The organism is Bradyrhizobium sp. USDA 4538 (genome assembly GCF_024171045.1).
Taxonomy (GTDB): domain Bacteria; phylum Pseudomonadota; class Alphaproteobacteria; order Rhizobiales; family Xanthobacteraceae; genus Bradyrhizobium; species Bradyrhizobium australafricanum.
The window spans coordinates 6204459-6221495 of sequence record NZ_JALJZE010000001.1 but is presented as its reverse complement, the minus strand read 5'-3'; the positions used below and the strand labels follow the sequence as shown (position 1 = coordinate 6221495).

The window sequence follows — 17037 nt, the reverse complement described above, 5'->3', positions numbered from 1 at the left end:
CTCGGTCGATATTTTTCTCCGATCACGCGAAAACTTGCGATGCCGGCTCAGCGAACGCCGGCAACGATCACGCGCGCTCCCGCATCGGCGAGACGCTTGCACTGCTCCTCAGATGCGCCGACATCGGTCACCAGAGTCCAGCGCGGCGGCAGCGGCGCCCAGGCCATCTGTTCGGCGCGGCCGAGCTTGCTGGCGTCGGCGAGAACGATGACTTCCTTCGACTGCTGCATCATCAGCGACTTCAGTGCGACCTGTTCGAGATCCGCTTCGCACAGGCCACGGCCATTCACCACGCCGTCGGCGCTCATGACGGCGCGGTCCGCGGTCATGCGCCGCAACGCCTCATTGGCGAGCGGCCCCATGGTGCTCATGCTGGTGGTGCGCAGCGCGCCGCCCAACACCACAAGCTCTATGCTCGGAGCCTTGGCGAAGAAGGGCAGCAGCGCAAGATTGTTGGTGATGATGCGCAGCCGCCGATGCTGCAGCAGTCGGCCGAAGGCTGCGACCGTCGAGCCGGCATCGAGAATCAGCGTGTCGCCATCCTCGATCAGATCGATCGCCGCGCGCGCGATCGCCTGCTTCTGTTTGCCCTGAACCGCGAGGCGCTGCTCGAGCGTTGTCTCGTTCGCGTGGGCGGTGAGAATGGCGCCGCCATAGGTGCGGCGCACGGCATTGTTCTTGGAAAGATGCTGCAAGTCGCGCCGCACGGTGGAAGCGGAAACGTCGAAGCGCCGCGCGAGATCGTCGACATCGATCTCTCCCGCGTTCAGTGCTTCCAACAGACGAGCGTGACGCTCCTTGCTGCGCATCGACATCGAACCTCAGCCCCCGGATCCATTGCCGTCAGCCGAGCTCGACCGTATCGGCTTCGCGGCACGGCCGATGGATACCACGATGCATCGGCCGCGCAATGTCTGCGCTTAACGCGCATCTCGCTCCTCATCCTGAGGAGCCCGCGCAGCCCCCTCAAGCCGCCTTCTTCGGCGCGAGATCGACTGCCTGCCGCAGCGCTTCGATCAGGCTGCGCTCGTCGGCGATGCCCTTGCCCGCGATGTCGAAGGCGGTCCCGTGATCGACCGAGGTGCGGATCACCGGCAGACCAACAGTGATGTTCACACCGGCTTCCAGCCCCAGCACCTTGATGGGTCCATGGCCCTGATCGTGATACATCGCGACCACCATGTCGTAGTCGCCGCGGCCGGCCAGGAAGAACAGCGTGTCGGCAGGCAGGGGGCCGTGCACGTCCCAGCCCCTGCGCTGACAGGCTTCCACGGCCGGCGCGATCTTCGCGGCTTCCTCGCCGCGACCGAACAACCCGTTCTCGCCGGCATGCGGATTGATGGCGCAGACGCCGATCTTCGGATTGGCGACGCCGGCACGCACCAGCACGTCATGCCCGCGTGCGATGACACGCTCGACGAGGCCGGGCTCGATCTTCTCGATCGCATCGAGCAGGCCGATATGCGTGGTCACGTGAATGACGCGGAGTTTCGGCGACACCAGCATCATCGATACTTCCGGCGTGCCGGTCAGATGCGCCAGGAGCTCGGTATGGCCGGGATATTTGTGGCCGGCCGCATGCAGCGCTTCCTTGGAAAGCGGCGCGGTGCAGATGCCCTGCGCGAGCCCTGCCTGCACCACCTGCACGGCTTTCTCGATGTAGCGATATGCCGCCTCACCTGCCGTCGCCGACACCTTGCCGAACGGCAGATCGTCCGGCACCAGCTTCAGGTCAACGCACTGCACGGCCTTCGACGCAAAATTCACCTGCTTTGCGTCGCTCAACGCATCGACCTCAAGCGGCACGCCGACGATCTGACCGGCCTTGCGCAGACGGTTGGAGTCGCCGATCACCAGCGCATTGCAGATCGCCTGCACCTGCGGCTGCGCCAGCGCCTTCATGATCACCTCGGGCCCGATACCGGCCGGATCTCCCATGGTGATCGCAATGGTCGGACGAGTCATATGAAACTTCCTCTGGTTCGGACGGCGCGAAGCCGCTCGCTGATGCGGATGAGGCTGTTCTCGTCACCGAACGCGCCCGCTTTGGTGGCGATCGGAACAGACAATCGGCCAAGAGTAAGGCCGAGCGACACGCCCGGCTCGATTTCGTCGGCAAGACGGATGCCGTTGACGCCGAAGCGCGACAGCATCGCCGCGGCGGTTTCGCCGCCGGTCGCAGCGAAGGCGCCGATCGCGGGTGCGACGGCCTCAAGAGCGTCGGCGAGCCCCTTGGCGAGCTGCGGGCCGAGCGACATGTCGGGGTGATCATCCATCATGATCTCAACCAGTGTATCGCCGCCGCCGGCAAGTCGTTTCATCACGTCCGCGGCGAGCGCCGCCCGGCCGGCACCATCGTTGAGCAGCGTCTCCGGCGCGACCGGGAAATGCGCCACGGTGCCGGTCGCCTCCAGCTCGCGCGCGGCGGCGCGAGATGCGCCGGCGAGCGAGCCCACCACGATCAGGGTGCCGGATGCGCTCGTCGGAATGCGCAGCGGCTCGACGCCATGGCTCACTTCGAGGCCGGCCAGCGCGTGCGCGAGGCCGGCGCTGCCGATGAAGAAGGTTGCGGGCGATGCATGCAGGCTCGCCTCCGCGATCAAACGCAGATCGTGTTCAGTCTCGGCGTCGCAGGCCGCGACCACGTCGCCCTCCCAGGCGAGCCTCGCGAACGTGGCTTTGAGATCGCCACCGCGCACGGCAGCGAGCTTGACCTTCTCACCGCGAACGCCCGCGGTCGCGAGAACGTCGACAAGATCGGCATTCGGGTAGGTGTGGTCGCGGTGCCAGACCTCGGCCTCCTCGAGGGGGCGGCCTCTGACCAGGATACGCCCGTCGATGGTGGTCCGGCCGGTGGCCGGAAAGGCCGGCGCGAACACGCCAAGGGCCGGACCCGACCGTGACTTGAGATGCGCAAGCGCGGCGGCAGTCTCCGCTGCAGGTTGCCCCCGCAGCGTCGAGTCAATCTTCTTGAAAAGAATACGTCCGCCTTCGCAAAGGCGCGCCAGCACATCGGCATGGCGGGCTGCAGCGGCCCCGGCCGAAAGGCCTCGACTCGCGGCATCGTAGGCCAGGACGGGCAGCTGGTAGCCCGACGCGTCGGTCACCTCACCCCACGTCACCGCAGCTGCACGCCCCCTTCTGCCGAAGGCGATCGCACAGTCCGCGGCGCCGGTGAGATCGTCAGCGACGATCAGCCAGCTTTGGCTTGACGCGTTTTCTTGACGCGAACCGGTATCCACTTCGCTCGAAAACGCTTTAGGGGCCATCTTCAGCGACCTGCTTCAGTGACTTTGCCTCAGTGACTTGCCTCAGTGACAACCGAGCGCGCCGCGGGGGTCATCTTGCCGGCAGAAGCCACGTTGTTCTCTTCTGCAGGCTCCTCGACGTCGCGACCAACAACGCGGGCTGTCCAGGCGGTGACGATCGGCACGAGGATTGCGGTAACCACGACGCAGGCCGCGACGAGGATAGTCGCAGGCCGCGCCGCGTCCGCATAGGCTGGATTCGCCGCGGCGACAATCGCCGGGACGGCCGCCGCATTACCGGCCGTCGAGGCCGCCGCAACACCCGCGACACCATTCCCGCCAGTGATGCGATCGGCGAGGAACAGCGGGATGCCGGTCACAACCACCACGGCCACTCCCATGCCGAGGCCGAGCAGGCCGGCCTGCCAAACCTTCGACAGATCGAGGCCGGCGCCGAGCGCGAAGGCGAAGAACGGGATCATCACAGGCACCGCGCGGCTCAGGAAGTCGCGCATCTCTCTGTCGAGATTGCCGATGATCATACCCACCACCAGAGGCAGGATAGCGCCCACGAGGGTCTGCCATGGAAATGCCGAGAGGCCGGCGACGCCCAAAGTGATCATGGTGAGGAAAGGACCGCTCTCCAGCGACATGACGGTATAGGCGCCGACGTCACGCGGACGTCCATATTGGCCCATCAACGCCATATAGAGACCGCCATTGGTGTCGTTCATGGCGGCGACGATCGCGAGCGTCGAGACACCCGCGAACATGCCAGCTGCGACCGGCGTCTCTCCCAAAATGCGGCCGAAGATCAGGCCGAGGACAACGGCCACGCCAACCTTCACGATCAGCAGGGTGCCGCCCTTCTTCACAATGTAGGGGGTCGCGCGGAAGTCGATGCTCGCGCCCATGCAAACGTAGAACACGGCGAGAATTGTCAGCGCGCCAGAGAACAGTGCGCCGGTGAAGGAGCCAAAAAACTTCGGGGTATCGGGAAAGAAGGTCGCAATAAGCGCCCCGACCAACAGAGGGACCACCATCATCCCGCCCGGCACGCTCTCGATCGCCCGCTTAATTGGAACCTGCATTTCTGTTGTCCTCCCGCACACCGCGCACTTCCGATCATTTTGCGCGTTTTGCTATAAAAACGAGCAAACGCTGGCCGTATATGCTCATATCGCGCAGCATTCAAGACCTATTGCGCATTTTGCGCAAAACTGACCCGATCATTCGCTCCGTCAGATGCGATTGATTTTGCTCGCGGGAGAATGCCAGGGAATTGGGTCATGAGAGGTTGGGCATGGTGCTCATCGCGCAGATGCTCGAAACGCTTACTTGGGGCAACACCCACCGAAGCCCCGACCGTCGCATGCTTCGGCCGCAAGGGTGCCCGGCGGGTCCCTCGCCTGCAGGCGGGACACCGTCTCGGCCAGCGGAACGTCGGCCTGAAAGTCGTCGCGCTCGCGCAGGCTTTCTTCGGGCGCTAGTATGAAGCCTCCCAAGACCGCTCTGAGATTGCTCGGTATTGCAGGCGAAAGCCGTTGCGCAACGGCCGATGGGCCTACTTCTTCGAGCCTCCAACCTGGGCGCGTGCGCAAGGGTGTCACGTCAAGGCGAAGGCACTCGGTGAGAACTACAATGCGGCCGTTGAGCGCGCCGAGTACGTTCTTCTGCCGGCCTTCGACAGCTGGCGGTCTCACGGGCTGACGGAGTGGTTGCAGCGCGAGGAGCATGTCTTCGGAGCTTTTGAGATTTCGCACTACCGCCCCAAGGAGCGGCCCAATAGCGTGAAGATCGTGCATCCGAAGAACGGCGAGGAAGCCTGGTGGCCGCTTTTCGATGATCGGGGCGAATCACTTTTCCCCGAACTGGTGGCCGAGCTCGATGCCATCAAGCAGGTCACGGTTTCGGGTCTGGTCTTCAGGCGCGATCGCGCGCACCGCAAGTCGCGTACTCCGCCACCGTGGATAACTGAGCGCAAGGACCTCCGCTACCTGCGCAGCGTCGTGAAGGACATTGTCGCCGCGGCCGGCCGCCACAGGTCTGCACGGCAATCGCGGATCTATGCAAAGCGGACCCGTAAACAGCTGATCTCGGGGACCCGGAAGCGCCGCGAGGAGCGAACAAAAGCAGCCGGTTTGTCGGAATAGACGCGGCCGTTTGTCGGAATGACAACTACGAGGGCTAACCTAAGCTATTGAAAAGCTTGGTGGGCGCACCAGGGCTCGAACCTGGGACCCGCTGATTAAGAGTCAGCTGCTCTACCAACTGAGCTATGCGCCCGGAACTTGTCCGGAAATGACCCTCGCAAGAGAGCGGTCGTTTAGCAAAGCGATTCCCCGATGTCCAGCAAGCTCAAGCAAGTTTTCCCGACTTTCTGACAACCGAAAGGCCGCCGGAATCCGGCGGCCTTTCATAGGCTTGGCGAGGGTGCCGGCGGACGGCGCTCAGAGCCGGCCGGAGCGCTCCTGATCAGGGCCATCGTCGCGGTCGAAACGGTCGTGATCGAAGCCGCGGCCGCCGCGCTCCCAGCGGTCCATGCCGCGCTCTAGGCGGTGGCGGCGCCAGCCTTCGGCGCCGAAGCCGCGCCCTTCCATATGGGTCAGCATGCTCAGCCGCCGCTTCTGGTTGTCGTCGAGCGTCTTGTAGAGCGGGTCGGCGGCATCGGCGATCTTCGTCAGCGACGTCGCGGTCGCCGCCATGTTGCCGGCGCGCTCGCGCAGGCGGGCGACCGGATCATCGGGCTTCTGCGACTTGTCCGCATCGGTCTTCTCGGCGGCCATCCGCGCATTGGCACGATCGAGCCGCATCTTCGCGAAGTCGCGCACCGCGGCCTCAACCGGCGGCCACAGCTTCTCCTGATCGGCGTTGAGCTTCAGCCCGGCGTGGACGGCGGCGATCCGCGCGTCGAGGAAGGCGGCCCGATCCTCGGGGCTCATCCGCATATGGCCGTGGAACCAGGGACGATGCTGGGCATAGACCGCGGTCGAACCGGCAATCGTGAGCGCCGCGATGCCGGCGAGCAGAACTTTCTTCATACGAACCTCCTTTGAAGGTTGCTCGAAGATGATGCCGCCCGCCCGCGCCTTCAACTTACGGATTGGACAGAGAGAGCTCTGTTACCAAGATGTAATCCGCTTTCATTGCACCGCAGAAACATCCAAGGCGCGAGGTCGCGCTTTGGATGTCTGTTGTTTGCGCTAGATCATGCCGAGCAAGCGCGGCAGCCACAGCGAGATCTCCGGCACGTAGGTGATCAGGCCGAGGAACACCAGCATCGCGCACAGCCATGGCAACACCGAGATGGTGATCTCGCTGATGCCCATCTTGGCGATACTGCTCGCAATGTAGAGGTTGAGCCCGACCGGCGGGTGGCACAGCCCGACCTCGGTGTTGACGATCATCAGGATGCCGAGATGCACCGGGTGCACGCCGAGCTTGGTCGCCAGCGGAAACAGGATCGGCGCCATGATCAGGAGGATCGACGACGGATCCATCACGTTGCCGGCGAGCAGCAGGATGATGTTGACGACGAGCAGGAACATCCAGACCGAGAAGTTCTTGTCGATGATCCAGGCCGCCATCTCCTGCGGGATCTGCTCGTGCGTCATCAGGAACGAGAACAGCACCGCGTTGGTGATGATGTAGAGCAGCATCGAGCTCATGCTCGCCGCCTGCAGCAGCACCTTCGGCACCTCGGAGAGCTTCAGCTCCTTGTAGACGAATACGGTGATGAAGAAGGCGTAGGTCGCGGCGACCGCTGCGGCTTCGGTCGGCGTGAAGATGCCGCCATAGATGCCGCCGAGCACGATCACGATCAGCAGCAGGCCCCAGATGCTTTCGCGGAACGCCTTGAACTGCTGGCCGATGATCGCGCGCGGCATCTTCGGATAGCCGTTGCGCTGCGCGACGAAGAAAGTCACCGCCGCCAGCATCAGCGCGAGCACGACGCCCGGCACGATGCCGGCCATGAACAGCGCGCCGATCGAGGTGTTGGTGGAGACGCCGTAGAGCACCAGGATGATCGAGGGCGGCACCAGGATGCCGAGAGCGCCCGAGGTCGAGATCACGCCGACGCCGAACCGCTTCGGATAGCCGTGATCGACCATCGCCGGCATCATGATCGAGCCGATCGCAACCACGGTGGCGACGCTCGAGCCCGAGATCGCCGCGAACATCGCGCAGGCCGCGACGCCGGCCAGCCCAAGGCCGCCGGGCAGATGCCCGACCAGCGAGGTCGTGAACGCGATCATGCGCCGCGCGACGCCGCCGCGGGTCAGGAAGGTGCCGGCCAGGATGAAGAACGGGATCGCCATGATGCCGAAATTGTCGAGGCCCGAAAACAGCTTCAGGCCGACGCTCTCGATCGGCACCTCGGTCATGGTGAACAGGAAGGTGAGCACGGTCAGGCCGAGCGAAATCGAGATCGGCATGCCCGTCAGCATCAGGGCAAACAGCAGTCCGAAAATAAGTGCGGCGCTCATCACGCTTCTCCAAGCGCGACGGGCGCGGTCTTGCTGGTCTCGACGCCATCGACATGGGAGGCGTCATGGTGCGGCAGGTCGTCGGTCCACCAGTAATTCCAGCACACCTGCAGGAAGCGGAAGCACATCAGATAGGAGCCGAGCGGAATGCAGGCGTAGACGATCCAGCTCGGGATCTCGAGATCCGGTGAGACCTGGTCGGTATGCATCAATTCGAACACGAATTTGGCGCCCATGGTGCCGACGATCCCGGTGAATAGCGCGCCGCCGAGCAGGCCGAAGGTGATGGTGCGCTTGCGCCAGAAATCGTTGAGCCGGTTGATCAGGACGTCGACGCCGACATGGACGCCGGCGCGCACGCCATAGGCGGCGCCGAACTTCGCCATCCAGATGAACATGTAGATGCAGAGTTCCTGCGACCAGGCGAGATTGATGCCGAACAGGTACGGATAGAGCACGGGAACGTCGACCAGAAAACGGTGCACGACCGTGACGAAGGTCAGCAGCGTCGCGGCCCCCATCAGGCTCGCGATGATGATTTCCTCGAGCCGGTCCAGAATTTTAAGCAGCATTGATCTCCCCTGTCATGGCCTGATGCGGCAACCGGCCACGGCACCCTGGCCGCGACCTCACGCGGCCGCGGCGTTCACTATGTTTGCGGTTCAAGTCCCGCGTGACTGTTGCCGTCGATCGGAGCTGCCTCCGATCTACCTCGCCCCGCGTGCGGGGAGAGGTCGAAATTCAAGCGCAGCTTGAATTTCCGGTGAGGGGGAGCTTCCGCGAGCACATCTGGAGCCGCGTTCGCGGAGAAGGCCCCTCACCCCAACCCTCTCCCCGCAAGAACGGGGAGAGGGAGCTCGTCTGGCATCGCCTCAGCGGCGAAGCATCGCAGCTAGTTCATCGGGCTGCGGCCGGTTTCCTTGAGGAATTCGTCGATCAACGGCTGGCCGACGCGCGATGCCACGTCCTTGTAGACCGGCATCATCGCCTTGCGCATCGCCTCGTCCTGCTCCGGCGTCAACGCGACGATCTCGGTCTTGCCGGCCTTCTTGATCTCGGCGAGCGCGTCGTCGTTTTCCTTGGCCGACTGGCTGTTGCCGAACTCGGTGGCTTCCTTCATTGCCTTGGAGAGCTGCTCGCGGATATCGGCCGGCAGGCCGTCCCAGAACTTCTTGTTCACGACCACGACGTAGCCGATGTAGCCGTGATTGGTGACGGTGGCGTACTTCTGCACCTCATGCATTTTCTGGGTGTAGATGTTCGACCAGGTGTTCTCCTGGCCGTCGACCACGCCGGTCTGCAGCGCCTGGTAGACGTCGGAGAATGCCATCACCTGCGGGATCGCGCCGAGCGCGCGGAACTGGGCTTCCAGCACCTTCGACGACTGGATGCGGAACTTGAGCCCCTTGTAGTCGGCGGGCGCGACCAGCTTCTTGTTCGCGCTCATCTGCTTGAAGCCGTTGTCCCAATAGGCGAGACCGGTCATGCCCTTGGAATCCAGCTTCTTGAGCAGCTGGGCGCCGAGCGGCCCGTCGGTGACCTTCCGCAGCGACTTCAGGTCGGGCAGGATGTAGGGCAGATCGAAGACTTCGAATTCCTTGATGCCGATCGGGCCGAACTTCGAGTTCGACGGCGCCAGCATCTGCACCGCGCCGAGCTGCAGCGCCTCGAGCTCTTCCTTGTCCTTGTAAAGCGTCGAGTTCGGGTAGACCTCGACCTTCACCTTGCCGCCGGTGTACTTCTCGGCGAGTTCCTTGAACTTGTCGGCCGCCTTGCCCTTCGGCGTATCCGAGGCCACCACGTGGCTGAATTTGAGAACGATCGGCGACTGCGCCGCCGCAGGCCCGACAAAGGTCAAAGCCGCGATCGACGCCGCAGCCAATATGAGTTTACGCATGTTTCCTCCCGCGTAATTGCGGAGCGCGAATACCGGCCCCGAGACATCCGGTCGCACCATTACAGACAAGCAAAGACGATTGCCATTGCCCCTTTAGCAGGGGCCAATTGCACCATTGCTGCACTGCAAAATTCGATGCGGCGGTATCCCCTTCGGCTCTTGCGACCGTTCAATGACACCACCCGCACGCTGTGCCCGGCCACGGCAATGAGGTCAATGCGAGGTTTGGCAATGGCGGGTTCGCCGGGCGCGAATGCTGCGCGTGTTTCTTGCCGGCTGTCGCCCTGCGAAAACAGAGATCCATACGCCGCGGCAAATCTTGCAGATGTGACTCTTCGTTGTCGTCCTGGCGAAAGCCAGGACCCATAACCACCGCATTTGATTGTGAACGAGGTCGTGGCCCCAGCATCGCGCAACAAGTCTCATTTGGGGTAATGGGTCCTGGCTTTCGCCAAGACGACACTGACGCCAAGACGACACTGAATGTGTTGGACCACGTGTGGCTCATGCTTCCGCAGTCTCGCGGCGCATTGCGTCCGAGCTTTGCATCTTGTTCCGCCCTCACCTCAAGCAGAGGGCGCAGGGAAAGCCGGGTGCCGATCGCACCCATGGGCCCCGAGCAATGGGTAGAAAGTTCGGGGGTAGGACCACAGGTGTAACCGGAAACAACCCGGCTTTCCCTGCGCGATGGGCTACGGCTTACTTCGTGCTCTCCCCGGCGAGACTGGGCTTGGTTGTCACCGTCTTCGCAACGCGCACTGCGCAATCGGAAAAGACACCTGCCGCTAGGGCGTCAGGACCACACGACTTCACCGTCCGCCTCATGCACGTTCGTCAACTGCGCAATCGGCGTCCACCGCATCTCGACCCACGTTCGTGACGACCGCGAAGCGCCCCTCGTGTCGGGTGAGACGGGCAGACCATACACCGAGCCACGCTTCGGATAAAGCGAAATATTTTTGCTGCGAGGGCTTGCGCCGTCGGGCAACTCAGTGGTAGCGGCCCTCCCCGGTCCTTTCGTCATTGCGGGCGACGCACCAGCGTCCGGTGTCGCCTCGCCGAGCGAACGGAATCCGGTCGATCAGGCGTCATTCCCTCCGCAGGATTTTATCCATGGCCTTTCCACGCGCCAGCTCATCGATCAGTTTATCCAGGTAACGAATTTCCCGCATGGTCGGCTCTTTGATTTCCTCAACCCTGACACCGCACACCATGCCCTTGATCAAGGCCCGCGAAGGATTCATTTCAGGCGCCTTTGCGAAGAACGTTTCGAAGTCGGTTTGTTTTTCCAACTGAGCTTCCAGCTCCTTCGAACCGTAGCCGGTCAACCAGGAGATCACCTGATCAACCTCCGCTTTGGTGCGTCCCTTCTTCTCCGCTTTCGCGACATAGAGCGGGTAAACGCTTGCGAAGCTCGTTGTATAGATCCGATGCTTGGCCATGAATTGCTCCGAACGTTCGTATTCCGGGGTCTCGACGAGGAGATATTAGTCCTGGGTTGAACCGGCTTCGCCAATCCGAAGTGTCGCACGTGGCTAGGGCATGGCGATGGCCTGCTGCCTCCCGTTTCGTCCCCAGCGCTCGCGTGCGGCGGCCCGCATGCGTTGGCAGCAATCGCTCTACAGCGACGGCAACCGCTCTGGGGCGGCGCCCCACCCGATCCGTTAGATCACCACCATGTCCAATCCACGGGCGGAAACAATGCGGCCCGCCGGGATCGAACATCAGGATCGAACGCAGGAGTTTTCAACGATGAACCAGATGATCCGCAATACCCAGGAGACAAGCATGAACCTCGACAATGTCTCGCACGCCGGTCAGCCGGGGCCAAACGAGTTGGTGCCATCGCGCTACGCGCTGAAGATCGGCGAGATCGACGTGCTGGTCGTCAGCGACGGGGTGCTGCCGCTGCCGACCAAGATGCTGGCGCACAATGCCGAGCCGGCCGTCCGCGCGGCCTGGCTGGACGACATGTTCCTGCCGCCGGACGCGTTCGACTGGGCGCTGAACGTGGTCGTGGTGCGAAGCGGCGGGAAAACCATCCTCGTCGACGCCGGGCTGGGGTCGGACCCGGACCTGCACCTGCCGAAGGCCGGGCAGACGGTCAAGCGACTGGAGGCGGCCGGCATCGATCTTGGGTCCGTGACCGACGTGGTGCTGACCCACATGCACATGGACCACGTTGGCGGGCTGCTCGTCGAGGGCGTGAAGGAGCGGCTGCGTCCGGACCTGCGGATCCATGTGGCGGCTGCCGAGGTCAAGTTCTGGGAGGCGCCCGATTTCTCCCGCGTCTCGATGCCGCCGGGTTTCCCCGACGCGCTTCGTGCGACGGCCAAGCGGTTCAGGAAGGAATACCAGAGCCAGCTGCGGCTGTTCGACGAGGAGCACGAGGTGGCGCCCGGAGTGGTCGTCCGTCGCAGCGGCGGCCACACTCCCGGCCACAGCGTCGTTCGTCTGGCGTCCGGCGGCGACCGGCTGACATTCGCCGGTGACCTCGTGTTCGCGGTCGGGTTCGAGCACCCCGAATGGCACAATGGCTTCGAACACGATCCCGAAGAGGCGGCCCGCGCCCGGATCAGTCTGTTGCGGGAACTGGCGGCGAACCGCGAGTTGCTGGTTGCCACGCATATGCCGTTCCCGTCCGTCGGACATGTCGCGGTCGAGGGTGACGCCTTCCGTTGGGTGCCGGTGTTCTGGGACTACTGAGACCTTGTCGAGTTAGAGCCGAACCGGGGCGCGTACTCATATCGATCATGGGGGCGGGCTCCGGCTTCCGCGCGGCCCTTCTGAGCAAAGGTCGGCTACGGGCCCCACAAGCTGTCATTCAAGCCGGTCGAGAGCGAATTAGCTTGCCTTGCTTTGAGTCCTTTTGCACTCTCAGGCAAAGGAGGCCGATGCATGAAGATAATGACCGTCGCGTGCGCTCTCGGAGCGGCCCTCGTGCTGTGCAACCTCGGGACGTCTGGTGCTGAAGCCCGGGCGCGGAAGGCACAAGTCGTTCATGAACCAAGGAGGGTCATTATCCCGACGCCCGTGATAAGGCCAACTCCGTGGGACTATTATATTGTTCCACGATATCAATATCGCCCTGAAGACGACCGGGTCGATCCATACGCCCCGCCCCTGGTGTCGTCGTGGCGCCTCTATGAGGCGTGGCGGTGGCCATACTGGTGGTGAACAGCGATCGCGCCAAACAGATCACATTCCGAGTGGTGATCGTCCCCTGACGGACGGGGACTAGTGTGCTGAATGCGAAGTTCGTGCGATTTCGCGGCAGCCACTTTCACGAACTTCGCATTCATAAAGCACACTAGAATCATAAGTTTGCTAGTGTCCTTATCGAATCCGAAGTTCGCTCCGAAGGTGCGGCAAATGATGCGAACTTCGGATTCGGGACACTAGCTGTGAAGTTGCGCGTTGAGGCCGTCCCAATTTGGCGTACGCTTGGTTGCCTCAAGAGCGCCGCTCTGGGAATTCCGACGAAAAAGCAGGCCCTTCTGGCCCGAGAGTTCTTTGGCTTTCAGGACTCGGCCATCTTCCAAAAGGATGCGCGCGCCTGCCGTGACATAACAGCCCGCTTCGACGATACAATCGTCACCCAATGAAATGCCGATACCGGCGTTGGCTCCGATCAGGCAGCGCTCACCGACTGTAATCCTCTCTTTCCCTCCTCCGGACAGAGTGCCCATGATCGACGCTCCGCCACCAACGTCGCTGCCGCTTCCCACAACCACGCCGGCGCTGATCCGGCCTTCGACCATGCAGGGACCGAGCGTACCCGCGTTAAAATTGCAAAAGCCTTCATGCATGACGGTTGTGCCCGGGGCCAAGTGGGCGCCGAGCCTTACGCGATCCGCATCTGCAATTCTCACGTCCGCTGGCGTCACATAATCGGTCATGCGCGGAAACTTATCCACGCCTGTCACCTCGAATGCGAGGGCACGCTTTCGTGCCTCCATTCGCGCGTCCGGTACACGAGAGCACTCACAGGGACCGAGGGGCGTCCAGGCAACGTTAGGTAAGAGACCGAAAACTCCCTCGAGGTTCAGACAATTCGGCTGGACGAGCCGGTGGCTCAGCAGATGGAGTCGAAGATACGCGTCGTGCACGTCCGTCGGCGCAGATGCAAGGGAGCCAATTTCTGTACGGATTGGAACGATGTCGACATTGCGAATGTCGTCGTGTCGCGCATATCCGTCCGCCGACTCGCCCAACGATCTGCTGACCTCGTCCTTCGTGAGAGGGACCGTTGCCGTCTTGTCGGCCTCCGCGACCAGGCGCAGCTGAAGAAACCAGGAATCCAGCACGCGCCCATCAGCGGCAATCGTCGCAAATCCCTCGCCTCTCGCGCCCCTCAGCTCCATCGTCATCTGAATTTCTCACACTGCGATCCTGCACGTCATGCATACGCGAGTTCTCGTGGAAATGGCAACTTCCGGGCTCTCAAACAGGTCCGCTTTGGGGTAAAGGGCGACATGGGTCCACGCCGCAGCGACGCCCCGCTTTTACGCTCTGAGCGGATGTTGATCGACGGTGCTTGCGGTGCTGTGTCGGGTGAGCGAGTAGCCGGCGGACGGCTTTCCGCGCTTCGTCCCCGGACCGCTATTCCGCCGCGGTCCGGATATCGATCTTCTCGGCGCGGACCGCGCAGAACTTGAACTCCGGAATCTTGCCGAACGGGTCGAGCGCCGGGTTGGTCAACAGGTTGGCCGCCGCTTCCGCGTAGCAGAACGGCATGAAGACCATGTTCTCGGGCACGTCGCGGTCGGCACGCACCTTGACCTCGACCGCGCCGCGGCGCGTCTCGAGACGGATGAAGTCGCCGGGCGCGAGTCCCTTCTTGTGCATGTCCTTCGGGGTCATGAACGCGACCGCTTCGGGCTCGATCTGGTCGAGCACCTGGGCACGGCGCGTCATCGAGCCGGTGTGCCAATGTTCGAGCACGCGGCCGGTCGACAGCACCATCGGGTACTCGTCGTCGGGCAGTTCGTCAGGCGGGATCACCTTGGCCGGCACGATCTTGCCGCGGCCGCTTTCGGTCGGGAAGCCGGTGGTGAAGATGATCTCGTTGCCGGGCTTGTCGGGATCGTCGACCGGATAGGTCACCGCGCCCTCGCGCACCAGGCGCTCCCAGCTGATGTTCTTCAGCGACGGCATCAGCTCGGCCATCTCGGTGAAGACCTCACCCGGCCCCGCATAGTTCCAGGGCAGTCCCATCCGCTTGCCGATCTCCTGGATGATCCAGAGATCCTGCCTTGCATCGCCCGGCGGCTTGATCACCTCGCGCGCCAGCTGCACGCGGCGGTCGGTGTTGGTGAAGGAGCCGGACTTTTCGGCGAACGCCGAAGCCGGCAGGATGACGTCGGCGTGAAACGCGGTCTCGGTGACGAACAGGTCCTGCACGACGAGATGATCGAGCTTGGCGAGCGCCTCGCGCGCGTGCTGCAGGTCGGGATCGGACATCGCGGGATTCTCGCCCTCGACATACATGCCGTGGATTTCGCCGGCGTGGATCGCGTTCATGATCTCGACCACGGTCAGGCCGCGCACCGGATCGAGCTCCTGTCCCCACAGCTTTTCGAAGGCGCCGCGCATGTCGTCGCGGCCGACCGGCTGGTAGTCCGGAAGGAACATCGGAATCAGGCCGGCGTCGGAGGCGCCCTGCACATTGTTCTGCCCGCGCAGGGGATGCAGCCCGGTGCCGGGGCGGCCGACCTGGCCGGTGATCAGGGCCAGTGCGATCAGGCAGCGCGCATTGTCGGTGCCGTGGACGTGCTGGCTGATGCCCATGCCCCAGAAGATGATCGACGATTTGGCGCGGGCGTAGGCGCGTGCAACCTCGCGCAGCGTCTCCGCCGGAATGCCGCAGATCTGGGACATGCGCTCCGGCGTGAACTCCTGGATCTTCGCCTTCAGCTCGTCATAGCCCTCGGTATAGCCGGCGATGTACTGCTCGTCGGTCAGGCCTTCGGTGATGATCGTGTGGATCATCGCGTTCAGCATCGCGACGTCGCTGCCCGGTTTGAATTGCAGGTGCTCGGTGGCGTGGCGCGACAGCGTCTGCCGGCGCGGGTCCATCACATAGAGCTTGGCGCCGCGCTTGGCGGCGTTCTTGATGTAGGTGGCGGCGACCGGATGGTTCACGGTCGGATTGGCGCCGATCACCCAGATCACCTCGGCGTCGGCCGCGGCCGCGAACGGCGCCGACACCGCGCCTGAGCTCAATCCCTCGAACAGCGCCGCCACCGACGAGGCGTGACACAGCCGCGTGCAGTGATCGACATTGTTGGAACCGAAGCCGGTGCGCACCAGCTTCTGGAACAGATAGGCTTCCTCGTTCGAGCCCTTGGCCGAGCCGAAGCCGGCGAGCGCCTTGGCGCCCTTCTCGTCGCGGATCTTGCGCAAGCCCGCAGCAGCGAGATCGAGCGCCTCCTCCCATGTCGCTTCGCGGAAATGGGTGTAGGGATTGGCCGGATCGACCTGGTCGTTGGCATCCTTCTTGACGCCGGGCAGCCGCACCAGCGGCTTGGTCAGACGATTGGGGTGATGGATGTAGTCGAAGCCGAAGCGGCCCTTGACACAGAGCCGGTTGTGATTGGCGGGACCATCGCGGCCTTCCGCGTAGATCACCTTCTCGTCCTTGACCTGGTAGGTGACCTGGCAGCCGACGCCGCAATACGGACAGAGCGAATCCACCTTCTTGTCTGGATAGGTGACGCGGGTCTGCTTGTCGTCGAGCATGACCGCCGGCATCAGCGCGCCGGTCGGACAGGCCTGCACGCACTCGCCGCAGGCGACGCAGGTCGATTCGCCCATCGGATCGTCGAAGTCGAACACGATCTTGGCGTCGTGGTTGCGGTAGGCCATGCCGATCACGTCGTTGACCTGCACCTCGCGGCACGCACGCACGCAGAGGCCGCACTGGATGCAGGCGTCGAGATTGACGCTCATCGCCGGATGGCTGGTGTCGGCGTGCCAGCGTTCAGTCGCGGGAAAGCGGCTTTCGGTCACGCCGGTCTTCTCGGCCCAGTGCCAGAATTTCGAGTCCGGATCGTGCGAGGTTTCGCGCGCCGGCTGGTCCGCCACCAGCAGCTCCATCACCATCTTCTGCGCCGCGACGGCGCGCTGGCTGGCCGACTTCACTTTCATGCCGACCGTCGGCGTCCGCTTGCAGGACGCCGCCAGCACGCGCTCGCCTTCGATTTCGACCATGCAGGCGCGGCAATTGCCGTCCGGCCTGTAGTCCGGAGCGGGCGAATAGCACAGATGCGGGATCTCGGTGCCCTGGCGCTTGGCGACCTGCCAGATCGTCTCGCCGGCCCGCGCCTCGACCTGCTGGCCGTCGAGCTCGAACTGAATCGTCAGGCCTGAGTTCTGATTGTTGCTCATTCAAGTCCTCGTCGAA

At 63.4% G+C, this 17037-nt stretch carries 13 protein-coding genes and 1 tRNA gene; 2 read left to right on the top strand and 12 right to left on the bottom strand.

All coding sequences use genetic code 11. The features are described 5' to 3' along the window. Nucleotides 1-47 precede the first annotated feature (47 nt). The 4 genes from J2R78_RS28185 to J2R78_RS28170 form a co-directional block, all read right to left on the bottom strand. Complete coding sequence (locus J2R78_RS28185) at nt 48-815, bottom strand: DeoR/GlpR family DNA-binding transcription regulator (RefSeq protein WP_076834264.1); 768 nt, start codon at nt 813-815, stop codon at nt 48-50. 151 nt (nt 816-966) lie between these two features. Next, on the bottom strand, nt 967-1965 hold the full coding sequence (pdxA, locus tag J2R78_RS28180; protein ID WP_253607640.1) for a 4-hydroxythreonine-4-phosphate dehydrogenase PdxA: 999 nt from the start codon (nt 1963-1965) through the stop codon (nt 967-969). Continuing rightward, nucleotides 1962-3269: a four-carbon acid sugar kinase family protein gene (locus tag J2R78_RS28175; protein WP_253607639.1), complete on the bottom strand. Its 1308-nt coding sequence runs from the start codon at nt 3267-3269 to the stop codon at nt 1962-1964. Before J2R78_RS28175 ends, pdxA begins: the two co-directional genes overlap by 4 nt. 29 nt (nt 3270-3298) lie before the next feature. Then, complete coding sequence (locus J2R78_RS28170; RefSeq protein WP_092090551.1) at nt 3299-4339, bottom strand: 2-keto-3-deoxygluconate permease; 1041 nt, start codon at nt 4337-4339, stop codon at nt 3299-3301. 453 nt (nt 4340-4792) lie between these two features. Here J2R78_RS28170 and J2R78_RS28165 point away from each other — a divergent pair, with 453 nt between their 5' ends. Continuing rightward, the gene (locus J2R78_RS28165) at nt 4793-5401 is read left to right on the top strand and encodes a hypothetical protein (RefSeq protein ID WP_253607638.1); all 609 of its coding nucleotides are present in this window, start codon (nt 4793-4795) and stop codon (nt 5399-5401) included. Between the two features lie 57 nt (nt 5402-5458). Here the strand turns inward: J2R78_RS28165 and J2R78_RS28160 are convergent. From J2R78_RS28160 to J2R78_RS28135, 6 genes are all read right to left on the bottom strand, one after another. Beyond that, nucleotides 5459-5534, bottom strand: a tRNA-Lys gene (locus J2R78_RS28160). Nucleotides 5535-5698: 164 nt separating this feature from the next. Next, complete coding sequence (locus J2R78_RS28155) at nt 5699-6289, bottom strand: Spy/CpxP family protein refolding chaperone (protein WP_028332421.1); 591 nt, start codon at nt 6287-6289, stop codon at nt 5699-5701. A 162-nt stretch (nt 6290-6451) separates the two neighbouring features. Further along, entirely contained in the window at nt 6452-7735 is a 1284-nt protein-coding gene (locus J2R78_RS28150; protein WP_253607637.1) for a TRAP transporter large permease, read from the bottom strand. Next, nucleotides 7735-8307 (bottom strand): TRAP transporter small permease, encoded by a 573-nt coding sequence (locus J2R78_RS28145; RefSeq protein ID WP_057020631.1) that lies wholly within the window; start codon nt 8305-8307, stop codon nt 7735-7737. The genes J2R78_RS28150 and J2R78_RS28145 overlap by 1 nt, the downstream gene beginning before the upstream one ends. Nucleotides 8308-8627: 320 nt before the next feature. Further along, nucleotides 8628-9632: a TRAP transporter substrate-binding protein gene (locus J2R78_RS28140; protein ID WP_028342401.1), complete on the bottom strand. Its 1005-nt coding sequence runs from the start codon at nt 9630-9632 to the stop codon at nt 8628-8630. A 1088-nt stretch (nt 9633-10720) separates the two neighbouring features. After that, the gene (locus J2R78_RS28135) at nt 10721-11074 is read right to left on the bottom strand and encodes a DUF2200 domain-containing protein (protein WP_057020632.1); all 354 of its coding nucleotides are present in this window, start codon (nt 11072-11074) and stop codon (nt 10721-10723) included. A 310-nt stretch (nt 11075-11384) separates the two neighbouring features. Between J2R78_RS28135 and J2R78_RS28130 the strand changes: the two genes are divergently transcribed. Beyond that, on the top strand, nt 11385-12338 hold the full coding sequence (locus J2R78_RS28130; RefSeq protein ID WP_092090555.1) for an MBL fold metallo-hydrolase: 954 nt from the start codon (nt 11385-11387) through the stop codon (nt 12336-12338). A gap of 692 nt (nt 12339-13030) precedes the next feature. On the opposite strand, the gene dapD is transcribed toward J2R78_RS28130, so the two are convergent. Next, nucleotides 13031-14002: a 2,3,4,5-tetrahydropyridine-2,6-dicarboxylate N-succinyltransferase gene (gene dapD, locus J2R78_RS28125; RefSeq protein ID WP_253607636.1), complete on the bottom strand. Its 972-nt coding sequence runs from the start codon at nt 14000-14002 to the stop codon at nt 13031-13033. Between the two features lie 232 nt (nt 14003-14234). Then, entirely contained in the window at nt 14235-17021 is a 2787-nt protein-coding gene (gene fdhF, locus J2R78_RS28120; RefSeq protein WP_375166702.1) for a formate dehydrogenase subunit alpha, read from the bottom strand. Nucleotides 17022-17037 lie beyond the last annotated feature (16 nt).

Excerpts from the sequence above, each read along its gene's own strand:
- J2R78_RS28175 (WP_253607639.1), bottom strand. The coding sequence starts at position 3,269 with ATGGCCCCTAAAGCGTTTTCGAGCGAAGTGGATACCGGTTCGCGTCAA.
- J2R78_RS28170 (WP_092090551.1), bottom strand. The coding sequence starts at position 4,339 with ATGCAGGTTCCAATTAAGCGGGCGATCGAGAGCGTGCCGGGCGGGATG.
- J2R78_RS28145 (WP_057020631.1), bottom strand. The coding sequence starts at position 8,307 with ATGCTGCTTAAAATTCTGGACCGGCTCGAGGAAATCATCATCGCGAGC.
- J2R78_RS28185 (WP_076834264.1), bottom strand. The coding sequence starts at position 815 with ATGTCGATGCGCAGCAAGGAGCGTCACGCTCGTCTGTTGGAAGCACTG.
- J2R78_RS28155 (WP_028332421.1), bottom strand. The coding sequence starts at position 6,289 with ATGAAGAAAGTTCTGCTCGCCGGCATCGCGGCGCTCACGATTGCCGGT.
- J2R78_RS28150 (WP_253607637.1), bottom strand. The coding sequence starts at position 7,735 with ATGAGCGCCGCACTTATTTTCGGACTGCTGTTTGCCCTGATGCTGACG.
- dapD (WP_253607636.1), bottom strand. The coding sequence starts at position 14,002 with ATGACGATGGAGCTGAGGGGCGCGAGAGGCGAGGGATTTGCGACGATT.
- J2R78_RS28130 (WP_092090555.1), top strand. The coding sequence starts at position 11,385 with ATGAACCAGATGATCCGCAATACCCAGGAGACAAGCATGAACCTCGAC.
- J2R78_RS28140 (WP_028342401.1), bottom strand. The coding sequence starts at position 9,632 with ATGCGTAAACTCATATTGGCTGCGGCGTCGATCGCGGCTTTGACCTTT.
- J2R78_RS28135 (WP_057020632.1), bottom strand. The coding sequence starts at position 11,074 with ATGGCCAAGCATCGGATCTATACAACGAGCTTCGCAAGCGTTTACCCG.
- fdhF (WP_375166702.1), bottom strand. The coding sequence starts at position 17,021 with ATGAGCAACAATCAGAACTCAGGCCTGACGATTCAGTTCGAGCTCGAC.
- pdxA (WP_253607640.1), bottom strand. The coding sequence starts at position 1,965 with ATGACTCGTCCGACCATTGCGATCACCATGGGAGATCCGGCCGGTATC.